Source organism: Luteibacter sp. SVR4-7G (genome assembly GCF_056755555.1).
This window is the reverse complement of the sequence record NZ_JBPGXO010000002.1, coordinates 87,692-109,425: the sequence shown is the minus strand read 5'-3', so window position 1 is coordinate 109,425 and position 21,734 is coordinate 87,692. Positions and strand designations below refer to the sequence as shown.

Here is a 21,734-nt window from a genome sequence, read left to right as displayed (position 1 = left end):
GCCACACGGTTGGCGAATGCCCGCCATGACCTTGCAAGGTACATCGCAGAACCACTGATGACGTCGCGGGACGTGGTGCCTGGGCTCAGGGGATGAAGATCAGGAATACGAACCAGGCAAACACGAGCAGGTGGACCGCGCCCTGGAGCAGATGGGTGCGCGGGCTGGAGAACGTGACCACCGACAGGATCAGGGTCAGGACGAACAACACCAGGTCGGTATGGTCGAGTCCGAGCGTCACCGGGTGGTCGGTGACGCGGCTGATGATCAGGATGGCGGGGATGGTGAGACCGATGGTCGACAGTACCGAGCCCAGCAACACGTTCACCGAGCGCTGGAGCTCGTTGCGGTTCGCGGCGCGGATGGCGCCCATGCCCTCGGGCATGGCCACCAGCACCGCCATGGCGAGACCGCCCAGCAGCGCAGGCGCGCCCACGGTTTCCACCACGTAGTCGACCGGCACCGCCAGCTTGTCCACGAGGAACACCACCGGGATCATGTAGGCGATGAGAAAAGCCGTGGCCACTTTCGGCCCGCGTCCCGCCGTGCGTTCCGGCCGCTCCTGGTGCGGCGCGGGTTCGGTCGACACGAAGTAGCCGCGCAGACCACGCGTCTGCAGGAAGAGGAAGGTCGCGTACAACGCCACGGCGGTGAGGGCGAGGAACAGCTGGTGGGACAATTGCAGGTGCGACATCAGCGGGTCCCGGGCAAAGGTCGGCATGACCATGCCCACGACGCCCAGCGGGATGATGAGCCCGAGATAGGCATTGGCGCCTTGCAGGTTGTACGTCTGCTCGTGATGCTTCAGGCCGCCCAGCATCAGGGCAAGTCCCACCATGCCGTTCAGCACGATCATCGTGACCGAGAACAGCGTATCGCGGGCCAGCGTCGGGTTGTTCGCGCCATGCAGCATCACCGCGGCGATGCTCATGATCTCGATCGAGGTCACCGCGAGCGTGAGGATCAGGGTGCCGCGCGGCTCGCCGAGGTGATGGGCCAGGTGCTCGGCATGGCGCACGACGGCGATCGCCGAACCGAGGATCACCACGAACAGCCAGGCGAACATGACGACCAGCCGCGCCGGCGATTCCATGCCGGAGAGCAGTACGTCGGGGGCGATCAGGAAGATCGCGCAGGTGACCAGGCTGGCCGGAAGGAACCGCTCGCCGCGCAGAAACGCCATCTGTGCCTCCGAATCCCGTCGGTGGATGAGCGGATCCTACCCTGCTCAGATGGCCCCTGTCCCGGTCGCCTCGCGCAGCGCGGTCTTCTGCGCCGCCATCTCCTGGAGCAGGGCCACGAAAGCCGACTGCAGGCGCGTGGGTTGCCATTCGATGCGCCGGGTCATGGCGATGCGGCGCCAGAATCCGGGACCTTTGTCGCCGATCTCCACGAGCGTTCCCGCCCGGCTCTCCAGCCGGAACTGATCGCGCGACATCAGGGTGAGCCAGTCTCCCTCCAGCATCAGCCCGCGCATGATCATCACGGAAGCGCATTGCACCTTCAGGTCTGGCGGCTCCCGGCCGCGATCCTGGAACATGCGCTCCCAGTTCATGCGCATGGGCACGCCACGGGCCGGGACCACCCACGGGTAGCGAAGCAAGGCATCGATCGAAGGCTGCCTGGTGCCGCGCAAGGGGTGCCCTGCCCGGCCGACGATGACGAGCTCGTCGTCGAATAACCCCTCCTGCCGCACGTCCCGCGCGGGAACCGTCTGCCGCTGCGACCCGATCAGAAGGTCCATCTCGCCATGGCGCAGGCGCGAAAGCAGTTCCATGTAGGGACCTTCGATGACTTCGATCGAAGCGCCGGGATAGTCCTCGCAGAAGCGGGCCAGCACCTGCGGCAGGAAATGCGCACGCGCCACGGGAAGGACGCCTATGCGGATCGAGCCCGAGGCCTCGTCGGAAGGTGCCAGCTCGTCGATGCCCGCCGCCAGTTCGGCAAGCATCAACCGCACGAAATGCACGAGCTTCGCGGCGGCGTCAGTGGGACGCACGGAGCGTCCCACGCGCACGAGCATGGGCACTTCAGTGGTCTCCTGGAGTTCGCGCATCGCGCGATGCAGGGCGGGCTGCGAGATCCCGACCTCGGCCGCGGCCGCCGCGTAGCTGCTGGCCGTGACCACCGAGACCAGGGCACGCAGTTGCGCCATGGTGATACGGCGCTCGAGGTTGGCGATGGCCTGCATGCGCGCCGGGCGGCGCACCTGGCCGATGCCGCGCGTCAGGTAGCGCAATGCGCGGGCGACACGTGCGATGAAACGCGCACCGTGCTCGGTCGGCGTGACGCCGGTGGGATGCCTGTCGAACAGGCGTGTGTTCAACGTCCGCTCCATGTTCGCCACCGCATGGGCCAGCGCGGGCTGCGAGAGGCTCACTTCCGACGCGGCGGCACTCATGTTCCGCGCACGCGATACCGCGAGCAGCGCGTCGAGATGGCGCAGGCTGAGGGAAAACACAACGCTCATGAGATCGTTAACTTATTTCTATACCACGATCATAAATCGAATTTGGCTTGTAGCGAGCCCCAGCGCATATTCCGCCCATGGCCAAGTTTGCCGATTTTGCATTGCAACATTTTTCTATAGCTATTCTGAATGGGTAAGGCAACGTGATCCTTCTCGATACGCACACACATGTCATTTCCCCGGACACGGGTACTTACCCCATCGCGCCCATCGGTGGCCGGCAATCCGAGTGGTCGCACGAGCGGCCGGTCGATGCAGACGGTCTCCTTCGGGCCATGGACGAGGCGGGCATAGCGCAGGCCGTCGTCGTCCAGGCATCCACGGTCTATGGCCACGACAATCGTTACGTCACCGCATCCGTACGCGCTCATCGCGACCGTTTCGTCGGCGTCTACTCCATCGACGCCATGGCGCCCGATGCCGTGGAGCGAATCGAGTACTGGCAGTCGCAGGGCCTCGCTGGATTCCGACTGTTCACCACGGGCAGCACCATGCCTGGCCAGGCCGATTGGCTCGGCCACGCAGACTCGTACCCCGCATGGGCATATGCGGAAGCGCACGGGATCCCGGTGTGCCTGCAGATGACCATGGACGGCCTGCCGAAGCTGCGCGAACTGATGACGCGGTTCCCCCGCGCGAACGTGCTGCTGGACCATTGCGCACGTCCGGATCTGAAAGACGGCAAGCCGTACGCCGCGGCACGGGCCTTGTTCGACATGGCTTCCTTCCCCGGCGTGCACCTGAAGCTGACCAACCGCACGCTCGAGGCGGCGGCGCAGGGCGCGTCCCGTCCCGCGGACTTCCTCGAGGCGATCGTGAACGCGTTCGGCGCCGACCGCATCGCCTGGGGCTCCAACTTCCCTGCCGCGGCCGGCACCCTGAAGGAGCTGGCGAACACCGCCCGTGAGGCCCTGGCTGGCCTGCCCGTCGCCACGCAGGAAGCGATCTTCAACGGCACGGCACACCGGCTCTACCCCTTCGCGTCGAAGGTTGGCGCAGCATGAACGCCACTACCCTCAAGACGGTCCTCGGCAACTATCCGCATACGAAGGCGCTGAAGGACGGGACCGTGACCCAGGCAGGCGTCACGCTGGATTTCCAGGACGTGTCGCCGGTACACAAGGCCTTCGCGCCTATGGTGCGGAACGAGGCTTTCGACCTCTGCGAACTGGCGATCGTCACGGCGTTGCAGGCCGTGGCATACGGCCGCCCCGTCGTGCTGCTCCCCATCGTCGTCGCCTCGCGCTTCCAGCGCGGCTGCCTCATCGCCCACGGTTCCCGGCCCATCCGTCCGCAGGACCTGCCCGGCAGGCGCGTGGGCGTGCGTGCCTATACGCAGACCACGGGCATGTGGGTGCGCTCGCACCTGGTCGAGGATTTCGGGACCGACCCTGCGCAGATCGAATGGGTCACGCACGATCCCGCCCATGTCGAGGAGTACGCCGACCCTGCCTTCGTCCATCACGACGACAGCGACAAGAGCCTCCTCGACATGCTCCGCGATCGCGATATCGATGCCGCCATCCTCGGCAACGACATGCCCGAGGGCGACGAATTCCGCCCCGTCATCGAGGATGCGAACGAGCGCGACCTGCTCTGGTGGCGCAAGCATGGCTTCATGCCCATCAACCACATGGTGGCGGCCTCGCGCTCGGCCGCCGCGCAAAATCCCGCCGCGATCCGCGCCGCCTACCAGCTCCTCCGCGAGGCCGCGGACCGGGTGGGCGCCGTCCCGGCGGGGCCTGTTCCCTTCCGCTTCGGTTTCGAGAGCCTGCGCGAACCCGTGGCCTTCACCATCGAAGCATGCATGGGCCAGGGGCTCCTGCCCCGCCGCCCCAGCCTGGACGAAGTATTCGCCCCCGCCAGGAGGATCCTAGGTCATGGCAGCGATTGACGCGCGCAGCATATCCGCCAAGGCTGGCTTCAAACAGGAACACGGCACGATGGCGACACCCGATCGAACCACCACCCAGCCACCGCGGAAGCACGCCCGCTTCTATGAGGACCTTACCTTCCAGGTACTCGCGGGCATGGCGTTGGGCGTGGCCGTGGGCGCGCTTTTCCCGGACATCGGCCAACAGCTGAAACCGCTGGGCGACGTGTTCATCCGGCTTATCCAGATGGTGGTCGGCCTGATCATCTTCTGCACCGTGACCCACGGCATCGCCAGCGTGCGCGACCTGGGCAAGGTGGGCCGGATCGCGATCAAGGCCATCGTGTACTTCGAGGTGGTAACCAGCTTTGCGTTGGTCATCGGCCTGGTCACGATCAACATCCTGAAGCCCGGTGTCGGCATGCACGTCGACCCGGCGAGTTTCCAGACGGCGGGCCAGAGTGTTCATCCCGCCGCGCACATGAGCTTCGGCGAATTCCTGCTCAATCTGGTGCCCAAATCGGCCATCCAGGCGTTTTCCGAGGGAGAGATCCTGCAGATCCTCGTGTTCTCGGTGCTGTTCGCCTGCGGCCTGGCGTCGCTCGGCGACAAGGCGAAGCCTGTGCTGGAGGTCGTGGACACCGTATCGAAAGCGCTGTTCTGGGTGATCCGCATCGCGATGAAGATCGCGCCCATCGCCGCGTTCGGCGCCATCGCGTTTACCGTGGCGAAGTTCGGCCTGCATTCACTCGTGGCGCTCGGCGCGCTGATCGGCGAGTTCTACCTCACCTGCCTGATCTTCTTCGTCGTCGTGCTGGCGCCCATCGCGTGGTATTCCGGGTTCAGCCTGCTCAAGCTGATGCGCTACGTACGGGAAGAACTGGCGCTGGTCATCGGTACCAGTTCTTCGGAAAGCGTGTTCCCGCAACTCACGGGCAAGCTGAAGAAGCTCGGCGTCGAGGAGTCCGTCGTCGGCCTCGTTCTGCCCACGGCGTATAGCTTCAACCACGACGGTACCTGCCTCTACTTTGCAGCGGTGAGCGTGTTCCTCGCCCAGGCAACCGGTACGGCGCTGGGCTGGGAGGCGCAGCTCTCGCTGCTCGTCATCCTCCTGGTGACCTCGAAGGGCGGCGCCGGCGTCGCGGGCTCCGCGATCGCCGTGCTAGCCATGACGCTCGCGGCCACCAAGACCATTCCGGTCGGAAGCATCGCACTGATCCTCGGCGTGCACCGGGTGCTTTCTTCCGCCTTCGTCTTCACCAACATCGCGGGCAACTGCGTCGCCACCATCGTGGTCGGCCAGTGGGAGCACGCCGTCGACAAGGAACGTCTGCATGCCGAGCTGGACAAGGGATTCCAGCCCGCCTGAGCCCATCGCTCGTTCGCACCGCCCGCGGGTGCGGGGGTGCCACTGATCCACCAGTCCACCTGGGGAGGGGACGTTACATGAAGTTCAACCAGCACACCTTCGGCGCCACCGCCGTGGGCTTGGGTAGCCTTTGCTGTCTCGCCACGGGCGCGGCCTTCGCTTCGCCCGCGGTTACAGGGGATGCCGCCGCGCAGAACAGCGGCGCGACAACGCCGGCCGCGAGCACTGCGCACAAGGACGACTCGCTGTCGGCCAGCCTGCAGCGGCTCGCCGCGCGGGGCGTTTTCCTGCGGGCGAACCTGATCAACCAGTACGCGACCAATCCGCGCGGCGGCGTGGACCAGGGCCGCACCAACGTCGGCCAGTTCAATATCGGTGCCGACCTCGACCTCGACAAGTTGCTCGGCTTTCGCGGCGGCAGCTTCCACTTCACCGTATACCGTGACTACGGGAACGGGCTGAACCACGACGTGACCGGCACGTTCGCCAAGCAGCAGTACATCTACAAGAACGAATTCCCCCAGTGGCATCTCGGTCTTTTCGCTTACGAACAGAAGTTCCTCGACAATCGCCTGGACATCCTGATCGGACGCCTGGGCACCACCAGCTACTACGCCCACCTGGCCACCAATTGCCAGTTCCAGTCCGGAGTCCACTGCGGCGTGCCGCGCCTGATCAACTCCGAGGCCGGTTACAGCCTGCTGCCGTCGGCAACCTGGGCGATGAACGTGAAATACCAGACCTCGAAGCACACCTACGTCGAAACCGGCGTGTATGAGGTGAACCCGACCACGTCTGCCAGTAACGGCCTCGATTTCTCCGTCGCCAATGCCACCGGGGTGACCATTCCCGTGGAATTCGGCTGGACGCATACCGATCCCAAGGCGGATCCGTATGGCTTCGAAGTGAAGTTTGGCGGTTACCTCAGCACGGCACCCATCAACGATCCGTTCTACAACACGAAGGGCCAGTCGCGCGGCCTGCATGGCGGCGCCGCACGCCAGGCCGATCCGAACCGGTCCGGCGTGTACCTCATGGCCGACCGCGTGATGTGGCGCGCGAACCCGGGCTCGTCGCGCAACCTCAACGTCTTCGCCGGCATCGTGCAGCAGCTGGAAACCGATGAGATCATGCGGCAGCAGATCTACACCGGTTTCGTCCTCACCGGACCGTTCGCCAGCCGCCCGCAGGACACCGTGGGCCTGTCCATTTCATACTTCGACATGACCGATGCCGAGCGTGACTATCTGCGCGACGCCCGCATCAAGGCCGGCGGCCACGGCAGCAACAATCCGCACCAGTACGACGTGGAACTCAACTACGGCTGGCACGTCACCCGTGGCATCACCCTGATGCCGAACATCCAGTACATCGTGCATCCGGACAATTCGGGCATACCGAACACCAGGGTGCTGCCGAAGAACCTGCTGGTCTACGGCCTCAACCTCCAGATGAACATCTCCGCCCTGTTCGGCCTGCGCAAGCCCCAGGACGCGGAGTAGCGGCAAGCGGCTGCAATCCAGCCACCCCCTCCGTCCTGCGACAATCTTTCACGCGCCAAAGTGTCGCGCTGGCAAGCAGTGCGCGCACGGCGGCCTAGACTGTGCGCGAGACGGAGAATCCCATGAACGTTCCCGACACGGCACTCCTCCTGGCGCGCTGGCAATTCGCCTTCACGGTGTCGTTCCACATCATTTTCCCGGCCATAAGCATCGGCCTGGCGAGCTACCTTGCCGTACTCGAAGGTCTCTGGCTGAAGACCGGCAAGCTCGTCTACAAGGAGCTGTTCTTCTTCTGGTCGAAGATCTTCGCCGTCGGCTTCGCGATGGGCGTGGTATCCGGCGTGGTGATGAGCTACCAGTTCGGCACGAACTGGTCCGGATTTTCCGCCGTGGCCGGTTCGGTCACGGGCCCGCTGCTGACCTTCGAGGTGATGACGGCTTTTTTCCTCGAAGCGGGCTTCCTCGGCATCATGCTCTTCGGATGGACGAAGGTGGGTCCGAAGGCCCACTTCTTCGCCACGCTGATGGTGGCCATCGGCACGCTCATCTCCACCTTCTGGATCCTCTCGTCGAACAGCTGGATGCAGACGCCGCAAGGCCATGCGCTGGTCGACGGCAAGGTGGTTCCCGTCGACTGGTTCAAGATCGTCTTCAACCCGTCCTTCCCATACCGCCTCGTGCACATGTCCCTGGCTGCGTTCATCGTGGCGGCCCTGCTCGTGGGTGCCTGCGCTGCGTGGCATCTGTTGCGCGGGCGGAAGGATCGCGCCATCCGCAAATCGTTCTCCATGGCGCTGTGGATGCTCCTGCTGGTCGTGCCCATCCAGGTCGCGGTAGGCGACGCGCACGGGCTCAATACCCGTAAATACCAGCCCGCCAAGATCGCAGCCATCGAGGGCCTCTGGGAAACGGAGAAGGGTGTGGCGCTCAACCTGGTGGGATGGCCGGACATGAAAGCCGAGACCACCCGATATGCCTTGCAGGTGCCGCATCTCGGCAGCCTCGTGCTCACGCACAGCTGGGACGGCGAGGTGCGCGGCCTGAAATCCTTCGCCCCGGAAGACCGCCCGAACTCGACCATCGTCTTCTGGAGCTTCCGCATCATGGTGGGCATGGGCACGCTCATGCTCCTCCTGGCCCTGGCGGGACTGGCCCTGCGGCGGCACGGGCGTCTCTACGACGCGCGCTGGTTCCAGCGCTTCGCGCTCTACATGGGCCCCACGGGTCTGATCGCGCTGATCGCCGGCTGGGTCACCACGGAGGCCGGGCGACAGCCATGGGTGGTCTATGGCGTATTGCGCACGCGGGATGCGGTATCCGCGATCGACGTGCGGCAGGTGGGCACCTCGCTCATGATCTTCGTGATGGTGTACTTCCTCGTCTTCGGCACGGGGATCTATTACATGCTGAAGCTGATGGCAAAGGGGCCGAACATGCCCCGCGACGAAGCGGACGCGGAAGCTGCCGACACCGGCCACGGCCGCGAGCGGTTCGACCACCGCCCGCTGTCGCGCCCCACCGACCCCATCGACGAGTGATCGCCATGACCATCGACCTGCCAGTCATCTGGGCGGCCATCATCGGCTTCGGCGTCTTCCTCTACGTGATGCTCGATGGCTTCGACCTCGGCATCGGCCTCATCTTTCCCTTCTTCGACCGCGAAGGCGAGCGCCAGGTCATGCTCAATACCGTCGCTCCCGTGTGGGACGGCAACGAGACCTGGATGGTGCTGGGTGGCGCGTCGCTCTACGCCGTGTTTCCCCTCGCCTATTCCATCCTGCTGCCCGCGACCTACCTGCCCATCGTGGCGATGCTCTGCGGACTGATCTTTCGCGGCGTGGCTTTCGAGATACGCGCGAAGGCTCGGCGCACCCAGCACCTGTGGGACCTCGCCTTCATCGGCGGCTCCGGCGTCGCCACCTTCGCCCAGGGCGTGATCCTCGGTACCCTGCTGCAGGGTATCGAGGTGCGCGACGGAAGGTTCGCCGGTGGCCCGTTCGACTGGTTCACGCCGTTCAACCTCTTCACCGGCATCGGCCTGCTGGTGACCTATGCCACGCTCGGCTGCGGCTGGCTGCTGATGAAAACCGAAGGCGAGCTGCGGCGACGCATGGGGGTGCTGATGCGGCCGTTGACCCTCGTGCTTGGAGCTACGATAGGTATCGTCAGCCTGTGGACCGTCCTCGGCCAGCAGGCCGTGGCGCACCGCTGGTTCTCCACACCGAACCTGTTCTTCTTCCTGCCGGTGCCCGTACTCGTCCTGGCGTGCCTTGCCGGCATCCTCGTGAGCCTGCGACGGGGAGCCGACCGCACGCCGTTCCTGCTGACCCTGGCCATCCTGTTCCTCGGCTACACGGGCCTGATCATCAGCATCTTCCCGAACATCGTGCCGCCGTCGCTCGACATCTGGACGGCATCGGCACCCCGCTCGAGCCAGCTCTTCACGCTGGTGGGCGCGGCCATCGTCATTCCCATCATCCTTGCCTACACGGCACTGGCGTACTGGGTATTCCGCGGCAAGGTGCGCGCGGACGATCCGGGGTATCACTGATGACCGCGCGCGGTCGCTGGCGGCAGGTCGCGTGGTTCGCGATGCTTTATGTCGGGGGCGTGCTCGCCGTCGGCCTGGTCGCTGCGCTGTTCCGGCTGCTCGTGCCGCACTGATCAGTCGGTGTCGCCGGCGACGAAGCCCATGAAGCTCGCGGTCGTCGGTTCGAGCCCGGAGGCCAACAACCATGCCGTTCCCGCCGATTGCAGCAGGTCCAGCGTGGCGCGCCGGTGCGAAACGACATGCCACGCGGTTGCGCCGTCACCGACGTAATCGTCGCTCGTTGCGTCTTCCAACGCCGACAGCAAGCGTTCGCGGCCGGGCGCATGCACGACGACGCCTTCATTCGAGAGGCCGCTCATCGCAATGCCCAGCGTGGCACAGAGCCGTTCCTTCACCGACGCATCGCGCGCGTCAGCCTCGCGCATGCCTGCGATCGATCGCGCTACCTCGGGATCGGTCCACTCGCCGTCTTCTCCCTGGAGCAGCTCATGCGTTTGCCAAGCTTCCGGAGGACAGAGCTTCGATTCGCGATTCAGCGCGAAGAACGGGTTCACCTCGGCGGGATAGACCCGGCACGCCCGCGGCCGCCTTTCGTAGATGCCGCAGCGCATGTCCGCTTGCAGGTTCGGACAGGCTCCTTCGAAGGTGGCCATCAAGGAGACGATGATGCGCACAGGAAGCCTTCCGCTGGTCGCCGCGAACGACCTGCGCCGCTTGTACCAGGCAAGGTGATTGTCGGCCGGCGGTTCCTCCGGCCATGGAATCGCCTCGCAGAACAACTGCACGTCGCCACCGTCACGTAGCCAGGCCACCGCCTCGTCTACACCGATGGGCAAGCGCAGGCCATGGCAGCAACGGCCGCACATCGTGCAGGAGAAGTGGATGGTCATGTGCGGCCCTGTGCCAGCTGGCTGATGAGGAAAGGTACAACGAACGCATTCGGTTGCATCCCGTCCTCGGTTACAGCCTCCCGCAAACCCGCAGGTTCCTACGCTTCGTCGGCCTCTCCCGCGAAATCGTCGCTCCGCCTGTCCATGCCGCCCGCACGGAGCCCCGTCGAGATTGTTCCCGCCGCAAGCAGCAGGACCACCGCGCTGCCGACGAACACGCCTTTGGCTCCGGTCGCGTCGAACACGACACCGCCCAATGCGGCGCCCAGCGTGATGGCCAGCTGCACGGCGGCCACGATCAGGCCACCGCCGCTTTCGGCTTCGTCCGGCACCGTCCGGGTGATCCAGGTGGTCCAGGCGACCGGCACGGCTCCGAAAGCGACGCCCCACAACGTCACGAGCACCGCGTCCGCTACGGGTGCGCGGCCCAGCATCACCAGTGCGAGAGCCAAGGCACCCATCACCGCCGGCATGAGGAGCAGCGTGAGGCGCAGGTAGCGTTCGAGTACGAAGCCGGCCAGCGAGGTGCCGACGAAGTTGGCGACGCCGAAGCCGAGAAGCATGCCCGAGAGCCCGTTGACGCCGACGCCGGTCACCGTCTCCAGGAAGGGGCGCAGATAGGTAAAGAAGGCGAAGTGTCCGGTGAATACGAGGGTCACCGCGAGCATGCCGACGCCCATGGCAGGCCGCTTCATGACGTCGATCAGCGTACCCATACGCGCGGAACCGCTGGACGGCATGCGCGGCAAGGTCACCAGCTGCCAGAAAAACGCGAGCACGCCGACGGCCGTCGCGATGAGGAAGACATTCCGCCAGCCGATCAGGTGGCCGAAGTAGCTGCCCAATGGCGCGGCCGCAACCGTGGCGACGGAAACACCGCTGAAGATGATCGATAGTGCGCGAGGCACCATCGCTTCCGGCACCAGACGCATCGCGGTCGCCGCGGACATGGTCCAGAAGCCACCGATGGCCATGCCCAGCAGCACGCGTCCCAGCAACACCATCATGAGATTCGGGGCGAACGCCACGAGCAGGTTCGAGCCCACCAGCAGTACCGAGAATGCCAGCAGAAGCCGGCGCCTGTCCGTATTCCGTGTGAGCACCGAGATGACGAGGCTCGTCGCCAATGCGATCGCCGCGGTCGCCGTCACCGTCTGCCCGGCCATCCCTTCGGTGACCTGCAGGCTCGCCGCCATGGGGGTAAGGAGACTGGCTGGGAGAAATTCCGCGGTGACAAGGCCGAACACGCCAAGGGTCAAGGCAAATACGGCCCCCCAGGCGGGCTGCGTCTCCGCCGGTGCCGCGTCAGCAGCTTCCACACAGGTATTCATGTCGCTTCCGTCGAAAGAGGAAAGACGGAAGGTTAGGCGCACCGATCCGGACGGTATATGATGCAAAATCTCTTTCTATTGATCGTGCGTCCGACATGGGTATCCAGGTTTCAGCCCGCGCCCCCGACCCGGCAAGCGAACTGCTGCAAGGCATGCGCCTTTTCGGGGTCAACTACCGCCGGATCGAAGTCGCCCGGCCGTTCGGCGTCGCCTTTCACGCCGCGCCCGGGCGGGCCCAGTTCCACTTCATCGGCCGGGGTCCGGTGTTGCTGCGGACCGACCAAGGCACGGTCCACTCGCTGGGCACGGGTGATGCCCTCCTCATGCCGCAAGGACGTGCGCACTGCCTCGTATCGTCCGACGACGTGGCATGCCGCGACGTCAGCACGTTCGACACGACGCCCTTATGCGCATCGGTGAAGGACATCCAGCCCGACTGCCCGGTTGCCACGCAAACCGACGGTGCCCTTATCTTCAGCGGCTGCATGGAATTCGAACTCGGCGGCATGCAGCCGCTGGTCAACGCGATGCCTGAGGTCATGCTTGTAGGAACCCTGCTTGAAAAATATCCGGAACTTCCACCCATCCTCGACGCCATGGAGCGCGAGTCGCGCGACAAGCGCGCCGGATTCGCCGGCATCCTCGCCCGGCTTGCAGACGTGGTCTCGGCAATCATCGTGCGTGGCTGGGTCGAGTGCGGTTGTGGCGACGCCACGGGCTGGGTGCAAGCCTTGCGCGACCCTCGCCTGGGCAAAGCCATCGTCGCGCTGCATCGGGATCCGGGGCGAAACTGGACCGTCGCCGAACTGGCTGCCGAAATGGGCAGCTCGCGATCGGTGTTCGCCGAGCGCTTCCTGGAAGCGACCGGAATGACGCCCGTGCGTTACCTCACCGAGCTGCGCATGCGCCTCGCCACGCAATGGATCGGGCGCGATCGCGAACCGATCGAGGCCGTGGCCTTCCGGCTCGGTTATGGATCGCTCGCCGCGTTCAGTCGCGCGTTCAAGCGCATCGTGGGCGTTGCGCCAGGGGCCATGCGTGGCATGGATCCCATGCACCACCCCCTCCCCGCGATGCTCCGGACAGGCACATGACCGCTAACCTCGTCGTTTCCTCCGGCGAAGTGACTGCGCTTCGCTTGATCGACATCGCTTACAGCGTCGACCTGGCGCACGCGGAACGGCTGTGGACGGAGCGCGGCAGCACGGCCTTCGCCCGTTCTTCGCTGACCAGCACACCGCCGGACGCGGTGAGCTTCGGCGTTCCGCCGCTTTGGCTTTCGCTGGGCGAGGTGGATGTGGTGCTTGCGAGCGGCCCGGTGCGCGCCGCGATATCGGTCCGGCTCTACGACTTCGGCCTTGCTGCGCTCTCCCTGCGCATCCGGCGCACCGGACAGCCCTGGCCGGCTTACGTGCGCGACGTGACCGACGTGGATAAACGCTTCGGCCCCGCGTCCGGCACACCGTTCTGGAACGACCTGCTCGAACGCGTGCAGGACGTGATCCGTCCCGCGCTGGACCGCCCGACGGAAGGCGAGCGTCTGGACGAAGACCACCTCATCGCGACCGTCCAGGCATTCAACGAGAACATGGATGCGGAAGGGCTGATGGACCGCATCGACCTGACCGAGGTGCTCACGGGCGAAACCCGGCCATTGTCCCGGGCGGCGAAGAAGGATCTCCTGTCCCGCAGTTTCTCGTATTACGCCGACGACCTCGTCGTGCTGACCTGGGACCGGGCCTTCATCTACGAACCGCGCGGCGATTCCGACGTGGCCGACGTGATCGAGGTGGCCAATGCGCAGCTGGTGGAGATGCGCTACTACGACCTCTTGCTCGACGATGAGCTCCCACGCATGTACGACCAGGTGGAAAAGGCCCGCTCCACCGCCTCCCTGCTGGCATCGCGCCGCTTCGCCCATCTGGCGCGCGGGCTGTACGCGCTGGTCGCCGAAGTCACCGAACTCACCGAGCGCGTGGACAACGCGTTACAAGTGACGGAAGACGTCTACCTTGCACGGATCTACAGCAGCGCACTGTCGCTGTTCCGCGTGCAGGCACTGAGCGCCTCGGTGGACCGCAAGCTGTCGATCATCCGCGACACCTACGCAGCCCTGTATGAGGAGGCATCGAGCCGGCGAAACGAATGGCTGGAAGTCGCCATCGTGGTGCTCATCGTCGTGGAGATCGTCATCTCGCTGACCCACGCGTAGCCAGCGACATCAAAGTCCGATCTTGCCCCCGTACCCGACGAGTTCCAGATATCCCCGCCCGCCGTCGACCTTCACCGCGCCCTCCCAATAGGCCGGCCCACCCATAGGCACGACGTCCAGTTCCTGATCGTCCATCAGCGGGCGCAACGCAAGGCGCTTCGTCCCGGATGCAGTGGTGATCGATACCGTCGTCTCTACAGGATATTTCGCCCCCGTCCGTGGCGAACGCCAGATGCGGCGGGTTTCGAAGGCGATGTCCTTCGGCCCCAGGATGGTCAGGCCGCCGTCGGCTCCACGGATGCTGCCACCGGCCCACATGGGGTGACCCGAGGAATCGCGGACACGAAAGACAGTGACGGCGCTGCCGTCATCCATGTTGAGCCCTACCCAGTCCCATCCCACCGTACGTGGGTTGAGTAGGCTGGAAGACCATTCGCGGTCGAACCAGGCTGTGCCGTGCACGTCCTCCGTGCGCGAGCCTCGTATCAGCCGCCCTTTCACCGACAAGTGCGGCAGGCTGAAGTAGGCCGAGGCTTCTTCCGAGCCCGGCCCCTTGCGGCTGTAGCCACGATCGCCCTGAAGCAAGGGTGCCTGTGTGGGAACCAGTTTCAGGTCGAGGGTGAATTTGTCCGTACCGAACCGGGTGGTCCACGTAGCGTCTTCGGATCTCAGGAGATACCAGTCGTCAATCCTGAGATCGGCATTCCCGGTCGCGGCACCCGCGAGTCCGAGACCTTCCCGTGCGAGGCGCTGGCCGTGCTCAAGGCGTCCCACCGAGGGATCGGCCAGGGCGACATGAGCGAGGATCAACTGACGCGCCGCGAAGCGGCTCGGATTGCCGTCGTCGAAGGGCAAGCGCGTTCGGAAGAAGGTGACCTGGAAGCCTACCGGTCCTCCTTTCGTGTCCAGCCAGCCGGTAACGTACCACCACTCGAGCTTGTACTCGGGATGCGCCCCGTAATCGCGTGGCAAGACCACCGGCGCCTCGGTGGGCACGCGCGGATATACGACGCGGTCGCCGGCGAGTCCCGGGACGGCTACCGCCAGCAGGGCCATGAGCAGCCAACGCATCCGCATCACCAGTCCTCCCGCACCGCGCGCACGGCATCGGTCGACAGCACGCTGCGGCCAACCACGAGCGCCACGCCCGCCGTCGACACGACCAGGCTCGCGACGACGCCGCAAAGGAAGGGCCAGGGCAACAGGGTATCCATCGTCCAGTGGAACGATTGCGGGTTCACCACGTGGATAAGCACCTGGCTCATGGCAAGCCCCAGGGCGACGCCCGCAACGCCGCCTACGCCGCCGAGCAAGGCACCCTCGATAAGCAGCATGCGCACGAGTTCGCCGCGCGTCGCGCCCACGTGGCGCAGCATGCCGAATTCACGGATCCGCGCGAGCACCTGCGCACCGATGGTGGCGGCGACGCCGGCGAGTCCGACGCACACCGCGATGCCTTCGAGCAGATACGTGATGAGGAAACTGCGATCGAAGGCTTCGAGCGCCCTCCGGCGGATATCCTGCGGACGGCTGACGGTGAAACCGCTTCTCGCGGCGCCGATGGCGCTGCGCAAGCCCGTGACCACCGAGTCGATGTGGGCGTCCGGCGCGACGAGTACCGAAACAGCCGTACGGGTGCCGTCGCCGGTCCAGCGCGTATAAGTTCTTTCGTCCAGGACGATGGCGCCGTGCTGACGGGCGTAATCGCGCCAGACGCCTGCGACCATGACCCTCGGTGAACCGGCCAATGGAAGCACGAGCGTATCGCCGGGCTTCCAGTGGTAAATGCGCGAGGCCGGCTCGGAAACCCATATCGGAACCGCCCCTTGCGGAACGGGAACCTGTTTGCCAATCGGTGTGTGAAGCGCGCCAGGCCCGTCTATCGTGCGCGCGATCAGGGCGACCGCGGGGCGGCGCACATCGAAGCGCAATGGCGTTTCCTTGAGCACACCCAGCCATGCCACACCCGGCACGCGGCGCATGCGCGCCACGGTGGCGGCATCGAAACCTCCGGCCGTTGCATCGTTCACCTGCAAGTAGACGTCCGCGCCGAGCACATCGCCCAGCCAGCGATCCACCGAGCCGCGGAAGCTCGTCACCATCACGGCCATGGCCACGGTCAGCGCGGTGGCCGCGAGGATGCCGGCCAGCGCCACGGAGGCCTGCGACGGCGCGCCCCAGAGACGCGCCGTCGCGAGGCGGAACGGCACGCCCTTGAGCGGCAAGTCCCGCAACGGCGATACAAGGACCCTGGCCAGCCAGGGCATGAGTGCTACGCCACTCGCCAGCAACAGCGCCACGGCCACATAACCGAACAACGCGATGCCCCCGATCGCAGGCAGCAGGGACGCCAGCACGGCGCAGGCCAGCAGGACGATGGCCCGCCAGGGACGCGTGGGCACGCGCGGATCGACGCTGTCGCCCGGGTTCTTGATGGCGATGCCCGGCGGGGTCCGCGCGGCCGCCAGTGCCGGAACCATGCTGCCCAGGACAGCGGCCGCCACGCCGAGCGCGCCGAAAATGGCCGCGGCCCATGGGGCGAACACCAGGTGGGGCGTTCCGCCGTTGAAATATCCGCCGCCAAGGTCTCCGCCGAGGAGTTTCAGGGCGAGCGATGCCAATCCCAATCCTAGTGCGATGCCCATGCCCGCACCCGCGATACCCAGCAAGAGCGCTTCGGCCAGCACCTGTGCGCGCACCCTGCTCCGCTCCATGCCCAGCACGCGCAGCAGCGCGAACTGCGCATTGCGCCGCGCCACGGACAGGGATTGCGCCGAGTAAACCAGGAAGCCGCCGGTCAGCAGCGCGACGAGGGCGAGCATGTCGAGGTTCACGCGATACGCCGCGGAGAGGCTGTCGTTCTGCGCTGCGTCGCCCGCCGCGTCGACGACGAGAGCATCCGCGGGCAAGGCTTCGCCAATGCGCTTCGTGGCCTGCACCGCATCGACGCCGGACCCCAGCCGGATATCCAGGCGCTGGAGACGCCCCAGCATGCCGAAGCGCCATTGCACCGCGGCGATGTCCATGACGGCGAGCTGGCTCCCGGCCTCCGCCGGCAGGCTTCCGGCAATGGTGGCCCGTACCGTATGTCCATTAGCCTTGAGGCTGATCGAGTCCCCCACCTTGTGCCCGGTCGCCGTCAACTGCGCAGCCGAGAGATAGACCGAACTCCCGCTGAGGAAACCCTCCGGCCCCGCGAACCCGACGTTGCCGGAACCCGGCCCCAGGCTACCGGTGCGGAAGACGTCGATACCTTCCAGGGTGACCGGCGACTTCCCGTCGATCACCGCAGGCATCGTCACGATCGGCGAAACGGAAAGCCCGGGCATCCGTGCCACGCGGGGATAAAGCATCTCGTCGAAACCGAGCGCGCTGGTCGAGCGCACCGTGAGGTCCGCGGCCCCGCTGACGGAACGCACCGCCTTGTCGAATTCGCCCAGCGCCGATGCGTTGATGAGGTGGACGGCGAAACCCAGCGCGACACCCAGCGCGATCGCGAACAGCGCCGCAAGGATGCGCCCCGGATAGGCCCGCCACTCGCTCCAGAGCAGCCAGCCGAGCGCTACCGGACGGAGGCTCTCAGCCATGTTCCACCAGGCCCGCGGGCGACAGCACCAGCGAACGGTCGGCCACGGCGGCAGCCACGCTCGAATGCGTCACCAGCAGGACCGCCGCGCCCGCGTTCCGGACCTGGTCGACGAAAAGCGCGAGCGTGCGCGCCGCCGTATCGGGATCGAGGTTTCCCGTCGGCTCATCCGCAAGAATCAGGCCCGGCCGGTGCACCAGCGCGCGAGCCACTGCCACGCGCTGCAATTCACCGCCCGAGAGTTCGCGGGGAAAGGCAGCGCCGCGGCCCCCGAGGCCGACAGACTCCAGCATCGCGTTGGCGGAAGCCAGCGATCCGTCCGCGTCGCGGCCTTGCAGCGCCAACGGCAAGGCCACGTTATGGGCAAGGTCGAGATGCGGCAGCACATGGAAGGCCTGGAAAACGAAGCCGATGCGGTCGCGGCGCAGGCGCGTGCGGCCATCGTCGTCGAGTCCCGCGATGTCCTCACCGGCAATCCGCACGCTGCCGGCATCGGGCGAATCGAGGCCCGCGATCAGGTTCAGCAAGGTCGATTTACCCGCACCGGACTCTCCCATGATGGCGACGAACTCGCCTGGAGCCAGCGTCAGGTCGATGTTCTCGAAGAGCGTCCGTCCACCCGGCACGCTCTTGACCAGGCCGGCAACGTCTAGCATGGGAAGCTCCGGTAAAAGAATGAGTCTACCCCGGCGTTTGCACGACTTTCGTCTACATGCGGCGACAAACCTTGCGCGTTTCCGGACTGTCCGGGACAAGTGCTTGTCGCGCCGACATGATGTATCGGGGCGCCTTGAATTTCCAAGACGCACGCCGCGTCCATGTGTAATGAAGGCTCGCCGTGCGCGGTCTATCCTTGGACAGACCCACCACCACAAAAGGCGAAATCCCATGTACGACATGAAGAACCTGGCCCAGCTCAAGCGCCTGGACGAAAACGCATCCGAGGGCATGAAAGCGTTCTGGGCCTTCGACAAGGCGGCATTCGCCGAGGGCGCCCTCACCGTGCGCGAGAAGCAGCTGATGGCCGTGGCGGTGGCGCTCACGACCCAGTGCCCGTACTGCCTCGAGATCCACACCAAGGCGGCCCGCGACGCGGGTGCCACGGACCAGCAGTTGTCCGAAGCGGCGCTGGTGGCGGCCGCGATCCGGGCGGGTGGCTCGGTGACGCATGCGAGCCACATGTTCAAGAGCTGAGGCTCCCCGAGCGTTCGCGCCTTAGACCGTTCGCGTGGCCGCGACAGGCGGAACGTTCGAGGCGCGGCGCGCGGGCACGAAAACGGCGAACTGGCCCAGCAGCAATACCGATGCCACGCCGACCAGCACCCAGGGCACCGGGATGCGGTCCATGCCGAAGTCACGCATGAGCCAGAAATTGAGCGCCAGCGCCAGCACGATGCCCACCGCGGCCCCGCCGATCGCGATGGTCAGGTTCTCCAGTTGGAAGTAACGCAGGATGTCGATCTTCCGCGCCCCGAGGGCGCGCCGCACGCCTATCTGCTTGCGGCGCTGGCCCACCCAGAAGCTGGTGAGGCCCACGATTCCCGCGGCGGTCACACCGATCAGGATGACGGAAACCACGCCCATCAGGATCGCCATGCCAAGATCCGACTGGTACGCGTCGCTGCGGATCCGCTCGAACGACTTCACCGCCTCCGTATCGTCGAGCACCCGCATGGGGTTGATTCCGTAGAGCAGGGAAGGAACCGCCCTCATCGCTGCATCCCTCCTGCCCGGCTTGGCACGCACGGCATAGCGGGAGAAATTCGAGTTCTGCCTCGCGGGTATCACGACGATGTTCCAGGTGAACGTCTTCGCCCAGACCGCTCCCTGCAATCTCTCGATCACGCCGATCACCCTGGAAGGCGTGCCCGATCCGTCCACGTAAAGTACTTGGCCCACGGCGCCCTTGTCCGGGAACATCTTGTCCGCGAGCGCCTTGGTGATGACGATCACGCTCGGCGTGCGGTCCTCCCGTCCGGAGTAATGCTGCACTTCGCCGGCGTTGAAGAAACGTCCGGCCACGAGCTTGAGCCCGAGCGTGGCCTGACCCTGCTCGTCCATGAATAAATAGCTCGTGCGCGCGGTGCCCGCGCTGGCACCATCGTATGTGCCATTGCCCGGATTGATGCCGACCGAGCCGGCACGCGACGAGGTATATAGCGGCAGGGAATTGGTGGGCGTCACCGAACTCACGTCCGGCATGTTCCTCAAGGCCGCCAGGTCTTCTCTCAGCATCGCGTCGAGCTTTTGCGAGCCAGCCGACTGGTCGGCGTCCGGCGCCCCTACCCATTGCTGGGACACCAGGAACAGGTCGTCTTCGACCATGCCGGTGGGTCGATTGATGTTGTGGATGCGCTGGCCGATGATGAAGAGCGCGTTGCAGACGATGGCGAGGGTCAAGGCGATCTGCAGTGCGATCAGCACGACACCGGCCTTGTGCTTGCGCAGCGCAGCGAGCATGGGATGGAGGGTCATATCCTTGGGCCTCAATTCGACTTCAGCTGCCAGGCAGGCTGCACACGCGATGCCCGGAACGTGGGGTACAGGCCCGCAAGCAGGGTCGAAATCACTGCCACCACGAGCGTCAGCAGCAGCAAGGGCAGATCCAGCCGGGCGAGTTCGGCGATCCCTTTTGGCAGCACCATGCCCACTCCCAGGATGCCCATGCCGGTAAGTGCGAGGCCGAGCACGCCGCCGGCGACGCCGATCATCCCCGCCTCGGTGAGGAACTGGGCGTAGATGGCGAACCGCCCTGCCCCCAGCGCCCGTCGCACACCAATTTCACCGCTGCGGCGCAGGAACTTCGCCAGCAACAAACCGGAAGTGTTCACCAGGCATACGATCAGCAGGCCGAGGGCCACGAGCAGCGATACCTTAGTGTCAGAAGGAACCACTTCCTCGCTCTCCAGCCATGCGGGAAGATCGCGTAGCCGGTAGTTCGGGGGCCAGTTGAATCGACCCGCCTTCTGCTGGTCGCGGGCGTAGTTCTCCAGGTAGCTCCGAAACGCGGACACGGCCGAGGCATCGTCCAGTTGCGCCAGGTAACCCACCCAGACGCAGGACGAGCGCTGCAGGCCCACGAAACCAGGCTCCGCAGGAGGCTTCGCGCAATTGGTGTTGCCATCGTTCGGCACACCCGATTCGATGGCACGGTCGAAGGGCAGGAACAGGTCGTCGGACACGGTGACGAATCCGCCGGTGTTCTGCACGTCATAGAAGCGCGGCTGGGGATTCCACTTGTCGAGGACTCCGACCACGCGGTAACTCTTGCCCTCGACGTTGACCGATCTGCCGACGCTGTTTTCCCCGCCGAAAAGTTTCAGGTTGAGCTTGCTGCTGATGACGGCCACCGCCGAGCGCTGCCTGTCGTCATCGACACTCCAGCTGCCACCGAATTTGAACGGCGCCTCGACCATGGGGAAAAATTCCCCATAGACCGCATGGCCGGCAACGTTGAACGGATGCTCGCCCGGCCGCGCCGGTACCACCGAGGGATAGATGAGGTAGATCGCCGATTGCAGCTTCGCGCGGTGGTCGCGCATGAACGCCATGGCATCGGTGTAGGAAAGGGCATCGACCGGCTCGTCGTTGCCATCGCGGTGCGTGCTCGGTCCCCAGGCGTCGAGCTGGGGAACGAACAGCCGCGACGACTTCCAGGGAATCGGATCGCCCGATACCGCCCGGAAAACCGAAAACGTGATCATGGATGCGGCGACGCCGAAGCCGATGGCGAAAACCATCAGCGCGGTCAGCCCGCGGCTGCGCTTGAGGCTGCGCAAGGCCAATTCGAGATAATAGCCAAGCATGCTCATCCCTCCTCCCTGCCCGTTACCGGCGTCCCGTCGCTCATAGCCGACACTTCACCGCGTCCCCCAGATCGTTCCATTCCCTTACCCCTTGGACGGACACATGCCCGCTCGCACCTGACCAGCAAGGGTCATGCCAGCGTC

The 21,734-nt window shown here is 65.5% G+C and carries 18 protein-coding genes; 9 read left to right on the top strand and 9 right to left on the bottom strand.

The window, feature by feature from the left end:
- Positions 1-85: 85 nt before the first annotated feature.
- The gene (locus ACR9ZH_RS01275) at positions 86-1,183 is read right to left on the bottom strand and encodes a calcium:cation antiporter (protein WP_481288946.1); all 1,098 of its coding nucleotides are present in this window, start codon (positions 1,181-1,183) and stop codon (positions 86-88) included.
- 45 nt (positions 1,184-1,228) lie between these two features.
- A complete protein-coding gene (locus ACR9ZH_RS01270) occupies positions 1,229-2,470 on the bottom strand; it encodes a LysR family transcriptional regulator (protein WP_481288945.1) in 1,242 nt (413 codons plus the stop codon).
- 143 nt (positions 2,471-2,613) lie between these two features.
- On the opposite strand from ACR9ZH_RS01270, the gene ACR9ZH_RS01265 reads away from it, so the two are divergent.
- The 6 genes from ACR9ZH_RS01265 to cydB all read left to right on the top strand — a co-directional run bounded on the left by ACR9ZH_RS01265 (position 2,614) and on the right by cydB (position 9,765).
- Positions 2,614-3,474, top strand: coding sequence for an amidohydrolase family protein (locus ACR9ZH_RS01265; RefSeq protein WP_481288944.1), 861 nt, complete (start codon positions 2,614-2,616; stop codon positions 3,472-3,474).
- Entirely contained in the window at positions 3,471-4,364 is an 894-nt protein-coding gene (locus ACR9ZH_RS01260; protein WP_481288943.1) for a substrate-binding domain-containing protein, read from the top strand. Before ACR9ZH_RS01265 ends, ACR9ZH_RS01260 begins: the two co-directional genes overlap by 4 nt.
- Entirely contained in the window at positions 4,351-5,712 is a 1,362-nt protein-coding gene (dctA, locus tag ACR9ZH_RS01255; protein ID WP_481288942.1) for a C4-dicarboxylate transporter DctA, read from the top strand. The genes ACR9ZH_RS01260 and dctA overlap by 14 nt, the downstream gene beginning before the upstream one ends.
- A gap of 77 nt (positions 5,713-5,789) precedes the next feature.
- Positions 5,790-7,214, top strand: a complete 1,425-nt coding sequence (locus ACR9ZH_RS01250) for a carbohydrate porin (protein ID WP_481288941.1) — start codon at positions 5,790-5,792, stop codon at positions 7,212-7,214.
- A 122-nt stretch (positions 7,215-7,336) separates the two neighbouring features.
- Entirely contained in the window at positions 7,337-8,752 is a 1,416-nt protein-coding gene (locus tag ACR9ZH_RS01245) for a cytochrome ubiquinol oxidase subunit I (protein ID WP_481288940.1), read from the top strand.
- A gap of 5 nt (positions 8,753-8,757) precedes the next feature.
- Positions 8,758-9,765: a cytochrome d ubiquinol oxidase subunit II gene (gene cydB / locus ACR9ZH_RS01240; RefSeq protein WP_481288939.1), complete on the top strand. Its 1,008-nt coding sequence runs from the start codon at positions 8,758-8,760 to the stop codon at positions 9,763-9,765.
- Between the two features lie 113 nt (positions 9,766-9,878).
- On the opposite strand, the gene ACR9ZH_RS01235 is transcribed toward cydB, so the two are convergent.
- The gene (locus ACR9ZH_RS01235; RefSeq protein WP_481288938.1) at positions 9,879-10,655 is read right to left on the bottom strand and encodes a YkgJ family cysteine cluster protein; all 777 of its coding nucleotides are present in this window, start codon (positions 10,653-10,655) and stop codon (positions 9,879-9,881) included.
- Between the two features lie 98 nt (positions 10,656-10,753).
- Positions 10,754-11,986: an MFS transporter gene (locus ACR9ZH_RS01230; protein ID WP_481288937.1), complete on the bottom strand. Its 1,233-nt coding sequence runs from the start codon at positions 11,984-11,986 to the stop codon at positions 10,754-10,756.
- Between the two features lie 95 nt (positions 11,987-12,081).
- Here ACR9ZH_RS01230 and ACR9ZH_RS01225 point away from each other — a divergent pair, with 95 nt between their 5' ends.
- Both ACR9ZH_RS01225 and ACR9ZH_RS01220 read left to right on the top strand, forming a co-directional pair.
- Entirely contained in the window at positions 12,082-13,080 is a 999-nt protein-coding gene (locus ACR9ZH_RS01225; RefSeq protein WP_481288936.1) for an AraC family transcriptional regulator, read from the top strand.
- Entirely contained in the window at positions 13,077-14,198 is a 1,122-nt protein-coding gene (locus ACR9ZH_RS01220; RefSeq protein ID WP_481288935.1) for a hypothetical protein, read from the top strand. Before ACR9ZH_RS01225 ends, ACR9ZH_RS01220 begins: the two co-directional genes overlap by 4 nt.
- Positions 14,199-14,207: 9 nt before the next feature.
- Here ACR9ZH_RS01220 and ACR9ZH_RS01215 read toward each other — a convergent pair whose 3' ends face one another.
- From ACR9ZH_RS01215 to ACR9ZH_RS01205, 3 genes are read right to left on the bottom strand one after another with little or no spacing between them, the layout of a single operon-like run.
- A complete protein-coding gene (locus ACR9ZH_RS01215) occupies positions 14,208-15,269 on the bottom strand; it encodes a lipocalin-like domain-containing protein (RefSeq protein WP_481288934.1) in 1,062 nt (353 codons plus the stop codon).
- A 5-nt stretch (positions 15,270-15,274) separates the two neighbouring features.
- A complete protein-coding gene (locus ACR9ZH_RS01210) occupies positions 15,275-17,785 on the bottom strand; it encodes an FtsX-like permease family protein (protein WP_481288933.1) in 2,511 nt (836 codons plus the stop codon).
- Positions 17,778-18,440 (bottom strand): ABC transporter ATP-binding protein, encoded by a 663-nt coding sequence (locus tag ACR9ZH_RS01205; RefSeq protein WP_481288932.1) that lies wholly within the window; start codon positions 18,438-18,440, stop codon positions 17,778-17,780. Before ACR9ZH_RS01205 ends, ACR9ZH_RS01210 begins: the two co-directional genes overlap by 8 nt.
- A 232-nt stretch (positions 18,441-18,672) precedes the next feature.
- On the opposite strand from ACR9ZH_RS01205, the gene ACR9ZH_RS01200 reads away from it, so the two are divergent.
- On the top strand, positions 18,673-18,978 hold the full coding sequence (locus ACR9ZH_RS01200) for a carboxymuconolactone decarboxylase family protein (protein ID WP_481288931.1): 306 nt from the start codon (positions 18,673-18,675) through the stop codon (positions 18,976-18,978).
- A gap of 21 nt (positions 18,979-18,999) precedes the next feature.
- Here the strand turns inward: ACR9ZH_RS01200 and ACR9ZH_RS01195 are convergent, their stop codons facing one another.
- Together ACR9ZH_RS01195 and ACR9ZH_RS01190 are read right to left on the bottom strand one after the other, a co-directional pair.
- Positions 19,000-20,259: an ABC transporter permease gene (locus ACR9ZH_RS01195; protein WP_481288930.1), complete on the bottom strand. Its 1,260-nt coding sequence runs from the start codon at positions 20,257-20,259 to the stop codon at positions 19,000-19,002.
- 11 nt (positions 20,260-20,270) lie between these two features.
- The gene (locus tag ACR9ZH_RS01190) at positions 20,271-21,590 is read right to left on the bottom strand and encodes an ABC transporter permease (RefSeq protein ID WP_481289026.1); all 1,320 of its coding nucleotides are present in this window, start codon (positions 21,588-21,590) and stop codon (positions 20,271-20,273) included.
- Between the last annotated feature and the right edge of the window lie 144 nt (positions 21,591-21,734).